This window comes from Aliivibrio sp. 1S128, assembly GCF_001691065.1.
Lineage (GTDB): Bacteria > Pseudomonadota > Gammaproteobacteria > Enterobacterales > Vibrionaceae > Aliivibrio.
On sequence record NZ_MAJV01000025.1, the window covers coordinates 180,249 to 196,287 of the forward strand.

General features: G+C 39.1%; 6 protein-coding genes and 3 tRNA genes. 7 read left to right on the forward strand and 2 right to left on the reverse strand.

The window, feature by feature from the left end:
• Positions 1–29 precede the first annotated feature (29 nt).
• From A6E03_RS05175 to A6E03_RS05200, 6 genes are all read left to right on the forward strand, one after another.
• The gene (locus A6E03_RS05175; protein WP_065600314.1) at positions 30–7,460 is read left to right on the forward strand and encodes a tandem-95 repeat protein; all 7,431 of its coding nucleotides are present in this window, start codon (positions 30–32) and stop codon (positions 7,458–7,460) included.
• A 130-nt stretch (positions 7,461–7,590) separates the two neighbouring features.
• Positions 7,591–10,044 carry an ATP-binding protein gene (locus A6E03_RS05180; protein ID WP_065600315.1) on the forward strand — a complete coding sequence of 818 codons (2,454 nt, stop codon included), beginning with the start codon at positions 7,591–7,593 and terminating at the stop codon, positions 10,042–10,044.
• A gap of 35 nt (positions 10,045–10,079) precedes the next feature.
• The gene (locus tag A6E03_RS05185; RefSeq protein WP_065591924.1) at positions 10,080–10,982 is read left to right on the forward strand and encodes a diguanylate cyclase; all 903 of its coding nucleotides are present in this window, start codon (positions 10,080–10,082) and stop codon (positions 10,980–10,982) included.
• A gap of 159 nt (positions 10,983–11,141) precedes the next feature.
• Positions 11,142–11,232, forward strand: a tRNA-Ser gene (locus A6E03_RS05190).
• 49 nt (positions 11,233–11,281) lie between these two features.
• Positions 11,282–11,357, forward strand: a tRNA-Thr gene (locus A6E03_RS05195).
• A 31-nt stretch (positions 11,358–11,388) separates the two neighbouring features.
• A tRNA-Asn gene (locus tag A6E03_RS05200) sits at positions 11,389–11,464 on the forward strand.
• Positions 11,465–11,715: 251 nt separating this feature from the next.
• Here the strand turns inward: A6E03_RS05200 and A6E03_RS05205 are convergent.
• Positions 11,716–12,195, reverse strand: coding sequence for a DUF1097 domain-containing protein (locus tag A6E03_RS05205; RefSeq protein ID WP_065591923.1), 480 nt, complete (start codon positions 12,193–12,195; stop codon positions 11,716–11,718).
• 520 nt (positions 12,196–12,715) lie between these two features.
• On the opposite strand from A6E03_RS05205, the gene A6E03_RS05210 reads away from it, so the two are divergent.
• A complete protein-coding gene (locus tag A6E03_RS05210) occupies positions 12,716–15,361 on the forward strand; it encodes a beta-N-acetylhexosaminidase (protein WP_065591922.1) in 2,646 nt (881 codons plus the stop codon).
• A 122-nt stretch (positions 15,362–15,483) separates the two neighbouring features.
• On the opposite strand, the gene A6E03_RS05215 is transcribed toward A6E03_RS05210, so the two are convergent.
• On the reverse strand, positions 15,484–16,035 hold the full coding sequence (locus A6E03_RS05215) for a disulfide bond formation protein B (protein ID WP_065591921.1): 552 nt from the start codon (positions 16,033–16,035) through the stop codon (positions 15,484–15,486).
• Positions 16,036–16,039: the final 4 nt, after the last annotated feature.

The window sequence follows — 16,039 nt, forward strand, 5'->3', positions numbered from 1 at the left end:
TAGTCGGGATTAAAGGCAAGGAGCAATATATGGCTGCTGGTAATAATAATAATGAAGATCTAAATGGTGCTGTAGAGCAGGAGGTCACGGAGGATAATTCACCGTCTTCGGAAAATCATAATAGTAATCAGAATAATCAACAATCAACAGCAAATACTGTTGCTACAGGGAGTGATACCGTCGAGCCGCGCTCGCCAGAAGAGGAATCACAATCAGATCAAGACGTAGATTCAAGCGATTCGCCAGCAGCTGAAGAGAATGCCGAGAACGGAACAAATGCAGTTAATGAGGGGGGGGAGACGGATCCTGATGATAATTCAGATTCCAATGTTATTAATAATGATGAAAATGACAGTGAAGAAACAGAATCAAATGCGTCATCGCAACAATCAAATTCAGAGACTCAAAATGTAGGCGGGGGATCTTCTCAATCCTCGTCTTCAGCGGCATCTCGTTCTAATAATACCGATTCATCAGCACCAGAGAACTCATCTTCTAATAGCGGAAATAATGGAGCAGAAGCCCCTTCATCTGTGGAAGGAAATTTTAGTGATGAAGCATTAGATTCTCATACTTTTGGTGTGAACGTTGAATCAGACCGTTCGATGTATTCTGATGAATTAGATCATACTGACCAAATAACGGACACAATGACTTTCGCGGTCAATGTCTCGTCGGTGAATGATGCCCCAACCGCAGTCGATAAGTTATTTTCGATGCAAGAAGATGGGATTATTACCTTTACAGCAGAAGAGTTATTAATGGGATCTGCTGATATAGATAGCGATACTTTGCACATTGATGCTGTGATTTATACCGGAATTGATGGGGTGTTATCTGAAAATCCAGATGGCAGTTTTTCTTTTGCCCCGAATGAAAACTTTAATGGCCTTGTTGACCTTGGTTTTATCGTCTCGGACAGTGAAGCAACGGTTGAGGCAAAGATAGAGTTAACCATTGAAGGTGTTAATGATATCCCTGTTGCAGGGGCGACATCGTATCAAGTAGATGAAGATCATGTGCTTACTTTTACCAGCGAGCAACTATTAGCTAATTCAAGTGATGTGGAAGGTGACGTTACGGTTCAATCTGTTACTTACCCTGGTTTTGAAGGCGAATTAATTGATAATGAGGATGGCACTTATTCGTTCACTCCAAACCCTAATTATTACGGAGAGTTAGATTTTAACGTTGTGATTGTTGATGATGAAGGAGCAACGGCAAGTACAACGGCACACGTTCAAATTGTATCTATTAACGACCCTGTTATTGCCGTTGACGATTCAGAATTAGCGGCAAGTGAACCACTTATTCGTCTAGATGCGGCCCCAGAGCACGGAACATTAGAATATTTAAATGACGAATATGAATGGGTAGAAATGGTTGTTGGTGAGGAATATCCCGCGGATACAGAAGTACAATTTGTACCTAATGTGGAAGGCGTTCAATCTGCTACGTGTGATATTCAAGTTGGTAGCTTTGATAATAATACAGACACGCCAATTTTTGATGGAGTTGCTTCAACTTCTGATTGGGGGGTTGTTGATGGAAATACAGCCACCTTTATTAAGGATGAAGTAACCATTACAACTGAAGTGACTAACGGTGAGTTGTTTGCTTGGAATGGTGCAGGGGAAGCAATGGGGGCTGGTATTGGTGATCAAGCCAATAATGGGCTTTCTGATGATGATACGCTTGTTGTGACAATTGAAGGAGAGGATGTAAATCAAATAACCTTTCAACTGGATGGTCTCGGCGGTTGGTTTGATGAATCACATCCGCAAGCAACAGAAGTTGTGATTACGGCTTATGATGCAGAAGGCAATGTGATTGATTCGCAAGGCGGCTATAGAGAGTCGGGTGAATTTCAAGATTTATATGCATTTACAACAGATCAACCGGTACACCATTTTGAATTAGGAACAAGTGGTGGTGGTGGCACGTATGTTGTTCAAAATATGACGGTTTCTCGCACGTTGTCTGAAGATCTTCAATTAGTCACTATTCAACCTGACGGCAGTGAAACCAGCACTGAACTCACGCTCGAATTAAATTACAACACAGCAGAACAAGCAATTGATGTGACAGAAGAGTTGATAAACATTGACGATTCAATTACTTCAACACCAATACAAGTACTGGAAGATGGACAGTTAATTTTAAGCGTCAGTGATTTGTTAGCGAATGATACCGATGCTGATGGTGATCTGTTAACTATCGTAGATGTGCATACAACCGATAATTCTCACGGGGAAGTGAGCTTAACTGAAGATGGACAGGTAATTTATACCCCAGATCCAAACTACTCTGGAGAGGCAGATTTCCATTATGTCGTAACTGATGGCAATGGGTCATTTGATTCAGCTACGGTCACTATTGATGTTATACCTCAGCAAGATGCACCAATCGTTTCAAGTAATCTTGATCTTGTTATGGATGAAGATGGTTCTGTTACGTTAACTCAAGAAGAATTACTAGCAAATACCACGGATCTTGATGGGGATGCGTTAACGGCATCTAATCTATCTGTAGGTGGAAATGCACAAATCATCGAAAATGAGGATGGTTCATTTACGATCACTCCTGATGAGAACTTTAATGGTGAACTAGCGATTAGTTTTGACGTTACCGATGGGATTGATGTTGTAGAAACCGGGATTGATTTAACCGTTAATGCAGTGAATGACTTAACCGTTGTGTCTGGTGATGTATCGGCATCTACTGATGAAGATCATTCAATAACGATAACTCAAGCTCAGTTACTTGCTAATGCCGCAGATATTGATGGTGATGCACTTTCAGCTCTTAATTTAGCGGCTGAAAACGCAGAAATCGTTGCTCATGAGGATGGTTCATTCACCATCACACCGCACCAAGATTTCAATGGAATGATTAATGTTAGTTATGGCATCCATGACGGAACCGATACGGTTGCATCGAATTTGCTATTAACGGTTGATCCAGTGAATGATGCGCCTGTTATCTCTGCAGATGTTCAAATCACGATTGAAGAAGATGGATCTTATACGGTTACCCAAGAAGAATTACTGCAATTTGCAACTGATGTTGATAATGATGATTTAACCGCGAACATTGGAGAGCAAGGAACTGAAACAACAGCGACTGGGGTTGTAGTTGATGCTGAAAGTGGAGACCCTATTTCAGGCGTACCAGTTGAACTCAGTGATGAATTTGGTAATAGTGCTAGCACTGTCACTGAAATGGATGGCTCATACTCTGTTACTGGGTTAGTTTCAGGAGAAGGCACGGTATTCATTACTGAAGAAGGGTGTATTACGTCATACTTCCCTGTTAATGAAGGGGAGACATTAAACAGCGGTACGATAGCGATATCTGAAGTCATGGATGTGACTGATATGCGTATTGTTGTGACATGGGGTGATTCGAGCGAAACTCGTGATTTAGATAATCATTTATGGCTGTATAACACCGAGACAGGTGATGAACTTGATCATATTTATTATCAAGATATGTCACATCAATTGGGTGACGGAACCGTTTTACAAGATGTCGATGATACTAGTCACTATGGCCCTGAAACGATTTCAATTCCGAATTACGCGGATGCGAATATGCATTATTCAGTGCATAACTATACTGCCCGTTCATGGGATGTAGAAGGCGTTGATGATGTTAAGGTTGATGTTTTTGTTGGAGACACGTTAGTCACCTCATTTGTGCCTAACTTACCTGAAAATCCGACAGGGGATCATTGGCATGTTTTTGATATTGTTGATGGTGTGATTGTCCCTGCACAATTTGTTGCTTCAGAGAGTCAGTTTGCAGTACCTAGCCAAGCTGAAGTGAGTGGCCATTTAGACGCCATTGATATTAGTGATGTAGTGAATGGCTCTGATGATGAAAATCATGAATCTGAAAACAACAATACTGAAGGCTCTGGTGATTCTGATGGAGAAGAGGATAATTCAGGTAGTGGCGAAAGCTCGATTAGCGATATTTCTATTCCAAATGGCGTGATTACAGACAATGGCGATGGCACTTACACCATCACACCAGATGAAAACTTTAATGGTGAATTCTCAATTAATTACAGCGTTGACGATGGCAATGGTGCTGTTGTTCCTGCTCAAGTAGACGTTTCTGTGACGGCAGTTAATGATTTGGCCGTAGTTCAAGACCATGAATTTACGTTAAATGAAGATGGTGTATTGATCATTACCGATGACGAGTTATTAGCGGGTTCATCCGATATTGATAATGATGAATTGAGTGTCGAGTCCGTATTTTATTCTGGAGAAAATGGCAGCGTAGTTTCTAATGGCGATGGCACCCATACTTTCACACCAAATGAACATTTTAGTGGGTCGTTAAATCTCGATTTCAGCGTTAATGATGGTACTGATAGCGTGAATGCGAATATCGCCATTACGGTTGATGCAGTTGCTGATGCTCCTGAATTAGTGATTACTAATAGTGAAGGCCAAGCGATTAATGATGGCGATGAAATTAGAGATAATGCCAATATTATTGAACTGAATTTAGGCGCCGAACTTGTAGATCAAGATTTATCAGAAAGCTTAGTCGTTACAATGGGGGGGGCACCAGAAGGCAGTGTTATTCATTATGATGGTGATGCCATTATTAATGATCAAACTTATGGTTTAACCAGCTATGCAGATACGAATGTTACCGTGACTTTCCAAGGAGAAGAAGCTGGTTATCAAAACTCTGCAGGTTACTATATTGTTGAAGCTGATGGGTCAATTTCAGATGTTAAATTAGTGTATGAAAATGCCTCAGAGCAAGGTTCTGGTGGGGATCTTATTCCTGGAACGTCTTCTTTCTCATTTGATATTGAAGAAGGGCAAAGCTTTAATTTATTCGTTGTCCCAAATGGATTTAATCATAATAACTTTGGAGAGATGCACAATGGCGAATTTGTTTTTAGAGATGAAAATGGGTCACAATCCACAATGGATTCAATCGATCCTCAACTTGTTTTTATTGATGAAAGTGGCATTGAAACTCTGATTCAAAGTCAAAATGGCGATACCATTTACCATGGTGGTAATAGCACTAACTTAAATCAAGATGGGGTTGAGCATACTCGAACAACCATGAATGAGCAGGGTGAGCTAGTCTATGGTATTGAAGATATCTATGGTGGTGGCGATAGAGATTACGATGATTTCACTTTTACTATCGATTTGGGTGAAGTGAATCAATCAATCTATAGCGGTGAAATACCCGTCATTGGCGATGATCCAATCATTATTCCTACCATCATTTTAGATCAAGTTATCGCCCTGGAACTGCCAGAGGGATACAATGATGAGTTTGATCTAATTATTGAAGCGACATCAACAGAAGAGTCAAATCAAGACACTTCAACAACGACACAAACAATCCACATTGATGCGATAGAGTATGCGCCAGAAGTGACACCAATAACGGCTGTCATTGATGAAGATAACTCAATAACATTAACCCAAGCTGATTTATTAGCAAATGCAACGGACATTAATGGGGATGATTTAGTCGCAACGAATTTAATTGTTACTAATGGACAAGCTGAGGTAACTTTAAATGAAGACGGTTCATATACAATCACACCGAATGCTGATTTTAATGGTGCAGTTGATGTGAGTTTTGATGTGAGTGATGGCTTACATACCGTAGGTACCGAACTTCAATTGTCCGTAACCGCAATAAACGATGCTCCTGTTGCCCCTACATTGGTGATAAGTGAAAGTGAAGATGAAGTCTTATTGATTGATCCTAACTTCATTTTATCGCAAGTAAGCGACGTAGATAGCGCAGAACTTACGTTGGAAAGCATCAGTATTCGCTCACCTGCTCAAGCTTCAATTACTCAAAACCAAGAAGGAATGTATCAAGTTATTGTACCTGAACATTTCAATGGCCCGATAGATATTGCTTATGCGGTGAGTGATGGAGAGTTAACAACGGAAGGAACCGTAAACCTGACAATCATTCCTGTAGATGATGCGCCATTCCAATCAGGCAATGCACATTTAGCAACGGATGAAGATGGTGCAGTGACGTTCAATAGTGCCGATTTGATTGATCTTTTTGGTGATGTTGATAGCGCAGTAACCGTGTCACGAGTGATAACTGCTGAAGGAGAAGAAGCGGAAGGCACCGTCATTGATAATGAGGATGGAACGTGGACATTCACCCCAACGGATGATTTTGCAGGCACTACCGGTTTACAAGTCGTTGTGACTGATGGTACGACAGAAGTCAGCATGGATATGAACGTCTATATTCGTCCTGTTGCTGATGGTGTCGCAATTACCACAAGCTTTGATGGACCGTTGGTTTTCCCTGAAGACTCAACAGGGCATTTCGGCCTGAACATTGAACAACTAGATACATCGGAAATTATGACTAGCGTCATGATGACAGGGTATCCCATTGGATTTGTTGTCGGGGATGGTGATCATAGTGTGACGATTACCGAACAAGGGCAGAGTATCGATATTGGTGATTGGAACCTTGATGATATGACCATGATACCACCCGCAGATTTCAACGGAGATTTCTTTGTCACCGTATCCGTTGTGTCGTTGGATGAAGTGGAAGATCCTGCAGATAATACAGTGACTCAAGAACTTGGACGTTCTCAATCGGAAGCATCTTCTTTTGAGTTAGATGAAGATGGGTATGCATTGCTATTGAGCGCAGACTTACTTAATTCACTTGGTGATAATTCGCCAGAAAACAGTATTTCTGAGGTTACGTATTCAGGCGATGACGGGACTTTAATTGATAACGATAATGGAACGTGGAGTTTTTGGACTAACCCCGATTATGATGGTGAGATAAATGTTGATTTCACTACATCAGATGGTGAAACGCATCAAGTCGTATTAACTCAAGATAGCCTTACTGAAAATTCAGTGGAGAATGCCTCAACTAATGATGTTGGATCACCATTGGTAGACACTCCATCTGAACCAGAACCCGATTATACAGCAGCCCCTGGGGACACACTTAATATCGAGGTGCCAAATGAAATTTCTGAAAATGCAGGCGTTGATCATATTCAAGTGACAGGCTTGCCTGATGGAATTGAACCTGTTCAAGGATTAGCAGATGGAGAAGGAGGCTATATTGTTAGTGATACTTCACAACCACTCGCACTTGCTATTGATGAAGGCTTCTCAGGGGAAGTAAGAGTCGAAATGGTAGGCATGACAGCAATGGATGACCCAATTGATGGGGCGACAGGTTTTAGCCTAATTGATGTTAATTCTAGTTATGAAATGCAAGGAACAAGTGCTGATAATGCAAATGATGGGGTTCAAGGAGGAAATGAAGCATCAAATGAAGATTGGACAACATCAGATAATACAGATGAAGGAGTCGATACAATGGACGATAGCGCAAGCTTCGATTCATCGAATCAAGAAATGACAGCCGGTGATGAGCAATCTACATTGAGTGATCAATAACCCTTTATAGTCATTAATAAAAAACCTTGGTTTATCTCTTTATCTGATGATAAAGACGAGCCAAGGTTTTTTTTATTGCCTAAAAGTATCCTAAACTGTTTTTATTAGAATAAATGCCATAAGGATATGCATGAAACGTCTAGCCTCTCTCTCAATAAAATCATTATTACAAATAGCAGGGATAATCATTACTGCTCTTTTATTATTTTACTTTTATATGAATTACCAATTCCATGAGCATGAGGAAAGATTAACCGAACTGCAATTAGACATTAAATCAGCTGAAAATGACGTATTAATCTTGCGTCGTAATGAAAAGGATTTCATCAGCCGAAATGATATTAAATATCATGATCGGTTAGAGATCGGTATTGAACGTTTTGAAACCCGCCTATCTCGCATCTACCGAGCATTAGTTGTCGAGGAAATAGAGGTTAAATTTGATAATGTAGAGTTAATACAAGCGATAGACAGATATGCAGAGTCTTTTCATGAATTAACAGAATTGTTAAGCGTATTAAATGGGATTAATAACGAAAAAGGATTGTTTGATAAATTAAAAGAAGAATCCATTGATTTAGAAGAAGGGTTATTATTACTGGATGATGTAGAACTAAATAAAACAATGTTAGCACTACAAGAAAGTGTCTATGACTTTTATTCAGGGCTCTCAAGTAAAAAAGAAGGAACCATTAACTATGAACTTGAGCAGATTTTTCAATTAATCGATATTATTGGCAAAGATATTGATCATTTTAATAATGAGAGAGTAATGAATGATTACTTAGTGTTTAAAAACAGCTTTGTAAATGTTCAAAAAGTTCATGCTGTTACGGGGTATAATCATCGTTTAGGTTTGCATGGAGAATTGCGTAAAGCGATACATACCATAGAAGAACGATTGAATATATTATTTGAGACAGTCTCTGTACAAACGACTCAAGAAATCCACCGGTTCTACTTTTATAGCCAAATTCTCTCTTTTGTTCTTTTTTCTTTGATCGTAACCGTTCTGTGTGCAGTGATTATTATGACTTCCCGTTTAGAAAAACGAATACTGCGCTCGCAGAATCAAGAAATAAAAGCGAATAAAGCCAAAAGTTCATTTTTGGCGAATATGTCACATGAAATACGAACCCCGTTAAATGGCATTATTGGCATGACAGAGATACTGTCAGCCTCGACGCTCACCGCCATTCAAAAAGATTATCTGGCCACTATTAACGCCTCATCTCAAACGTTATTAATGCTCATTAATGATGTTCTTGATTTATCTAAAATTGAATCTGGCAACATTGAAGTCAATGTACATAGTTGCAAGATTAAGGAAGTTATTTTTGATACCGCAGCGTTGATAGCACCAAAAGCACAACAAAAAGGGGTTAATATAAAAATCATAATGAATGACGATTTCCCAGCCTATGTAAAAGCAGATGAGCAAAAAATCAGACAAGTTTTGATGAACTTAGCTTCTAATGCGATTAAGTTTACCGAGGCGGGCTCTATCTCGTTTGAATTATCATTAAAAGAAGAGACGGAAACGACGAATCGATATTTGTTTTCAGTGAAAGACACCGGTTTAGGTATTGACGAAAGTAAACATTGCCAAGTGTTTGAAGAGTTTAAGCAAGAAGATGACGACACCTCTAAGAATTATGGAGGTACGGGATTAGGGTTAGCTATCTCATCTAAAATGATCAAAATGATGGGAGGCGAAATTAAAATAAAATCAAGTAAAGGCGTTGGGAGTGAGTTTTATTTCTCTATTGAGTTAGAAAAAGATCAGACGCCTGAAAAAAACAGGAAAAGCAGAGAAAATAAAACCATTATTTATTGCTCTAAATCACCTGAGAAATTATTGATTAATGAAGTCCGAGAATACGGTTACCATCTCGAGGTCGTGTATTCGGTTGAAGAAATTAAAGTTCAAGAAACATCGGAATCTTTAGTCGTTCTAGAAAAAGAAGATTTTTTAGACAAAATTGATACAGTTAAAAAAATACATCCCTTATTACCTATCGTTCTCGTTCGAAATAATACCGATACAAATATTGAAATAGAAAGCGTTAGCGCTTATGTCACTTATCCATTACTTGGATCTCGTTTAGATAACTTATTGCATTCTATTTTTGAGCATTTACATGATGATGACAACGACACTTCTGCTGATGAGACTTGTATTGAAAAACAAAATGCAGGTATGGTTCTCATTGTTGAAGATAATAAGGTCAATCAACAGGTCGCTTCGATTAATCTTAAAATGCTAGGTATCGATTATAAAATAGCAAACAATGGGGCAGAGGCCGTTGAGCTATATAAAAGACATCACGCAGAAATTTTAGTGGTATTGATGGATTGTATGATGCCTGTCATGGATGGGTTTGATGCAACAAAAGCAATACGACAGTTAGAGAAAAATGAAAACATGACACTTACAACAATTATAGCGTTAACGGCTTCAATATTGGACGACGACATTCAAAAATGTTTTGATAGCGGAATGGATGATTATTTGCCGAAACCTTTTAGAAGAGAAGTACTTCAAGAAAAAATTGCAAAATTGCAGCTAACCTATAAAAAATAAGTGGGTTTGATGTAAGCCATCAACGTGGGGAATGTATGCAAGTAGTAGAACAAAAAATATTAATCGTTGAAGATGAACCTGTAAGTCGTCAGGTATTACAGCATTTACTCAAACCATTAACCTCTATTATGGCTAAAAATGGAATCGAAGCACTTGATGCTATTGGTCGAGAAGAGATTGATTTAATTCTATTGGATATCCATATGCCTATCATGGGTGGTTTTGAAGTAATAGAAAGACTAAAAAACGATGATAAAACAAAAGACATTCCTATTATTGTTATTACAGTCAACCATTCAACAGAAGATGAAATCCGAGCCTTGGATTTAGGGGCGGTTGATTTCATAACAAAACCATTTAATTCAGTTATCTTGCAAAAACGAGTTCGTAACCAATTAAGATTAAAGCTGAAATCAGATTTACTTGAAAAACATGCCTCGTTGGATGGGTTAACCAACTTGTTAAATCGACGAATGTTTGATTCTGATTTAGAAAGTAAATGGGCAGAAGGGCGTCGATTGGGCGTAAATGTAGGGCTCATTATATTTGATATCGACCATTTCAAACAATTTAATGACAATTACGGTCATTCTGCTGGTGATGAAGCGTTAGTTCGAGTATCAAGAGCATTAATGAGCGCACTACAAAGACAAAGCGATCGAGTATATCGATATGGAGGTGAAGAGTTTACTCTTATTCAATTTGATACGGATATGAAACAATTGAAACAAACCGCAGAATTACTTCGTCACTGTATTTATGACTTAGCGATTGTCCATGACTATTCACCCCATAAAAAAGTGAGCATTAGCGTAGGTGTTGCTTTAATAGAGTCTACGGAAGGCCAATCTGAATTATCGTTACTTCAAGCCGCAGACAAAGAACTTTATAAAGCGAAAGAAGAAGGTCGTAACCGTGTTTCAACCATAACTATCTGATTGTTGGTGCTTATTTATTCATAAATAACAAAAAACAATCAGTTGGGTTTAAAATTAACCAAACAAACATTTTTTTTCAAAAAAGACTTGCGCCTGATCTCATTTTCTCTATAATGCGCGACATCACTTGATGAGGCAGATGCTTCAGAAGAGTCCCGTGGAGGGATGGCAGAGTGGTCGAATGCACCGGTCTTGAAAACCGGCAACCGTTAATAGCGGTTCTAGGGTTCAAATCCCTATCCCTCCACCACATTCCATTGTTGAGCTAAATTAGCTTGATGATGCAAAAGATAAAGTGTGCCGACTTAGCTCAGTAGGTAGAGCAACTGACTTGTAATCAGTAGGTCACCAGTTCGACTCCGGTAGTCGGCACCATCTTTTCTCTTTATTGAGATGCAACACCTGTTCCCTTTTAGTTCAGTTGGTAGAACGCCGGACTGTTAATCCGTATGTCGCTGGTTCAAGTCCAGCAAAGGGAGCCACCTTTGAAAACGCCGCTTGATAGCAATATCAAGCGGCGTTTTTGTATTTGTAGGTTATGAAAAATAATTAATCATTTCAATTTTTTATGTGCTTGTCTCATAAGTTGTTGTTTTTATTGTTATGGAATGTGCTTTAATTTGCTTGTCACTTTACAACACTAGAAAGCCAAGGAAAGTATTCAAGGATGAATAAAAAAGCCTCTCACTAGATAATTATTATTTAGCCAGAGGCTTTTTCTACATTAACCGCTTTAGTTTTTTCTTGCTTCAACTAATTTATTGGCATCTAATTTTTCCTTTAACCACAAACCAGATGTCTTCATTGCATAAGCAAATACAACGCCCAAAATTAGAGATGGGATAACAAGCTGCCAATTACCATTTGAAGCAAAAGTTGCACATGAACCGATAAAGGTGCCAGGGATAAAATTTAACCAACTCTTCTTTGCTTGTGCGCACATAAAAAAAGCAACAATAGCGGTAATTACGTAGCCTATGATTTCTAAACTGACCATCGAAGAAAGTTTGATTATCACCATCCCCCAAAATACACCACTAAGGTTAGTTGCGATACTTAAGCCTATGCCTTTTAGTCCATCGGTAGGTGAAGCGAAGTAGGTAGTACAACCAAGAAAACCAGCCCAACTTAATAAGCCTAAACTTACAGCGACCCATCCCCAAAGACCAGAAAGAATGCCTGTAGTAATCGCAATTGCAATTAGTGTACTCATGGTTATACCTATAATCGTTTATCTGCTAATTACGTATAATAATGCCTTTAATGGTAAAGTTTAGTGATTAAAATCACTCTAATTAATTATTGTTACATCACTCTCTTTTTAAAGTGAGAATGCAATCGATTACTATTTTATTGTGTGCAGATATAAATGGAATAATTGAATTTTAGGCATAACAGACACATAGTTGTAAAACTTTATTTCATTGTGAATTAAGTGCTTTAAGGTAGGTAATATGTCTTGTTTGTCCTAAATATTTATTTTACACCTCAGCCACTTAGGACTTATTGCGGTCAACTTCACATAATGATAAAAATATTTTTATCAAAATTCCTAGTATGCCATTCTGTTATATGTTGATGTGAATCTCATTATTTTAATTTATACCGTGAAATATAGAATTAAGTGTGATTCAAAGCATAAATCGAGATTATCTTAATTTGTAAAGTTAAAAAACTTTTGTATTGTAATTCCAGATTTGAAATTTAATTACTTTATTTATTAGGAATGAATCATGTTGAAAAGAACTCTTCTTTCTACTGTTATTATGGCAAGTTTAGCGGCTTGTTCTTCTACTTCTTCTGAGCAATCAACGGTTAATCAACTGGCTGAAAACCTAGATGTTAACTATACAGTGATCACTAACCAAGGTGCTGATGATGGCCTTGCGTGTAAAGAACTTCAAGCTGAATGGGCATCATGTAACAAAGTAAACATGACCATTACTAACACTGGTGAAGCGGTTGATTCAGCGGATTGGACTATCTATTTCCACAGCATTCGTTTAATTCTAGATGTTGAAAATGACCAATTTAAAATTACTCGTGTAACGGGTGATTTACATAAACTTGAACCAACAGATAAGTTTGATGGTTTTGCTGCAGGCGAAGAAGTCGTTCTTCCACTGGTTGCTGAATACTGGCAGTTATTTGAAACTGACTTTATGCCAGGTGCCTTTGTAACAGCTCCAGGTGCAGAAGCTCGTAATATCATTTCTTTAGATACTGAAAATACTGGCGATTATGTTGATGAAATCATCGGTGTTCAATTAAAACGTACTCTTGCTGATAATAACGTAACAGCAACAGCAAATACGCGTTTTGAGAAAAATGCGGACGTAGCGGAAGTAGATGCGTCTTCTCATATTATTCCAACACCTTTAAAAACAACGCTAACGAACAAAACGGTTGATTTAGCAAAAGGTATCTCTATTACTGCAAACGGTATTGATACTGACCAACTTGCTGCGTTAAATCAACGAGCTGAACTTCTAGGCCTTGAGACGGCGGGTGACTATCCAGTATCTGTAGCTGTTGATAAGAGCCAATTTAAAGATGGCGTATCTGGCGCATACACACTAGATGTCACTGAAGGCAAAACAACGATTGTTGCATTTGATGAAGCTGGCGCATTCTACGGTGTTCAATCTCTACTCGCACTAGTAAGCCTAGATAGCTCAGAAATCCCAACTCTAAACGTAGAAGATGCCCCACGTTTTGAATACCGTGGCGTAATGGTTGATGTTGCTCGTAACTTCCACTCAAAAGAAGCGATTCTTGCAACTGTTGATCAAATGGCAGCCTACAAACTTAACAAATTACATCTTCACCTAACCGATGATGAAGGCTGGCGTTTAGAAATTCCAGGTCTTCCTGAGCTAACTGACATCGGTAGTAATCGTTGTTTTGATGAGTCAGAAACATCTTGTCTATTGCCTCAACTGGGTTCAGGTGCAGATTCAGATAACTTTGGTTCTGGTTTCTTCACAACAGAAGATTATCTAGAGATCCTAACGTACGCGAAAAACCGTAACATTGAAGTGATCCCAGAAATCGATATGCCAGCTCACTCACGTGCAGCAGTAATGTCAATGGAAGCTCGTTACGCACGTCTTGCTGCTGAAGGCAAGATGGAAGAAGCAAACCAATACCGTCTGATGGATCCAAAAGACGAATCAAACGTAACAACGGTTCAGTTCTACAACAAACAAAGTTTCATCAACCCATGTTTAGATTCATCTGCAACGTTCGTAGATAAAGTAATCACTGAAGTTGCAGCAATGCACAAAGCGGCTGGTGTTCCTTTATCAACATGGCACTTCGGTGGTGATGAAGCGAAAAACATCAAACTTCACGCTGGTTTCCAAGACATCAACGATGAAGAGAAAATCGCATGGAAAGGTGATTTAGACCTATCTAAACAAGACTTCCCATTTGCTAAATCTCCACAGTGTCAGTCTCTGATTGCAAGCGGTGAAGTTGCAGATTTCGAACACCTACCAAGCCATTTTGCAGAGCAAGTATCTAAAATTGTTGCAGCGAAAGGCATTCCACACTTCCAAGCGTGGCAGGATGGTCTGAAACACTCTGAAGGTGCTAATGCATTCGCAACTGAATCGGTACGTGCAAACTTCTGGGATACTCTATACTGGGGCGGTGGTGCTTCAGCGTACGAGTGGGCTGAAAAAGGTTACGACGTAGTTATCTCTAACCCAGATTACGTTTACATGGATTTCCCATACGAAGTTGACGCGAAAGAGCGTGGCTACTACTGGGCAACTCGTGCAACAGATACACGTAAGATGTTTGGTTTTGCACCAGAAAACCTACCTCAAAATGCGGAAACATCAGTTGACCGTGACGGTAACGGCTTTGAAAGTGCGGGTACAGTAACACCGAAGAAACCATTCTACGGTCTGTCTGCGCAACTTTGGTCTGAAACAGTACGTACTGATGAGCAATATGAGTACATGGTATTCCCACGTGTTATCGCAGCAGCAGAGCGTGCATGGCATGAAGCGTCTTGGGAAAATGAATACAAAGCAGGTGTTAAATACTCTCTAGATACAAACCTAGTGAATAAGAAAGCACAGCTTACTGATTGGACTAACTTTGCCAACACTATGGGTCAACGTGAATTAGCGAAGCTTGAAAGAGCGGGTATTGATTACCGTCTACCAATCCCAGGTGCAGAAATTGCAAACGGCGAACTAAGCATGAACATTTCATTCCCAGGAGTAACGCTACAATACTCTGTAGATGGTGGTAAAACATGGGCAGCATACGATAATGCGAACAAACCAAAAGTAACGGGTGATGTTCAAATTCGTTCAACATCATTTACTGGCGAGCGTGTTAGCCGAGTAACTAGCGTTAAATAATTACGCTAGAAATACAGTAGAAACAGTCATTAAATAATCAAACGGCACTTCTTTATAGAGGTGCCGTTTTTTATGAAATAAATTTCATACCATTAAAAATGGAATCATTCTTTTATTGTTTTCTAGTGACTAAACATATCCAGCAACCAATAGCTTACAGGGTTATCTGGGCACTGATATGGGCCACATTCAATAAAGGTTGAAAGTACATTAACCAATACTGCAATAATTGCTAATATGCAGGCAAATCGACCAAATCTTTCCATTTGATAGACTTCAGATGACCATTCATTATTCCAAAGCATGAGTAGTACAGCCACACCAACAATGGCCATCATAAAGATCACAAATGCCCATGTGTAATAATGCATACCTAAGATAGGGCTACCAAATCCTGGCGTTCCTGGAATTACGTGCAAAGAGACTTGACGTAATGCGGTTGCCGCCCCAAACAACGCACCTACCAATATTACGCCGTAATGCCGTTGTTGCGTACCGTAAATAATGTTTAGCATAAAGCCAAACATCACCATAACAAAGCCAACTCGTTGTAAAAGACAAAGTGGGCAAGGTAATTCATTCCAAGCGACCTGAAGGACTGAACCCATGAGTAAAACAAAGGTAATGCCAAGTAGGCCTAGAATATTGAGTAAAGTTACGTTTTTACTGTTCATACAT

What these genes read in the sequence shown, in the direction of transcription:
- A6E03_RS05175 (WP_065600314.1), top strand. Translation starts at nt 30, where the DNA reads ATGGCTGCTGGTAATAATAATAATGAAGATCTAAATGGTGCTGTAGAG.
- A6E03_RS05180 (WP_065600315.1), top strand. Translation starts at nt 7,591, where the DNA reads ATGAAACGTCTAGCCTCTCTCTCAATAAAATCATTATTACAAATAGCA.
- A6E03_RS05185 (WP_065591924.1), top strand. Translation starts at nt 10,080, where the DNA reads ATGCAAGTAGTAGAACAAAAAATATTAATCGTTGAAGATGAACCTGTA.
- A6E03_RS05205 (WP_065591923.1), bottom strand. Translation starts at nt 12,195, where the DNA reads ATGAGTACACTAATTGCAATTGCGATTACTACAGGCATTCTTTCTGGT.
- A6E03_RS05210 (WP_065591922.1), top strand. Translation starts at nt 12,716, where the DNA reads ATGTTGAAAAGAACTCTTCTTTCTACTGTTATTATGGCAAGTTTAGCG.
- A6E03_RS05215 (WP_065591921.1), bottom strand. Translation starts at nt 16,035, where the DNA reads ATGAACAGTAAAAACGTAACTTTACTCAATATTCTAGGCCTACTTGGC.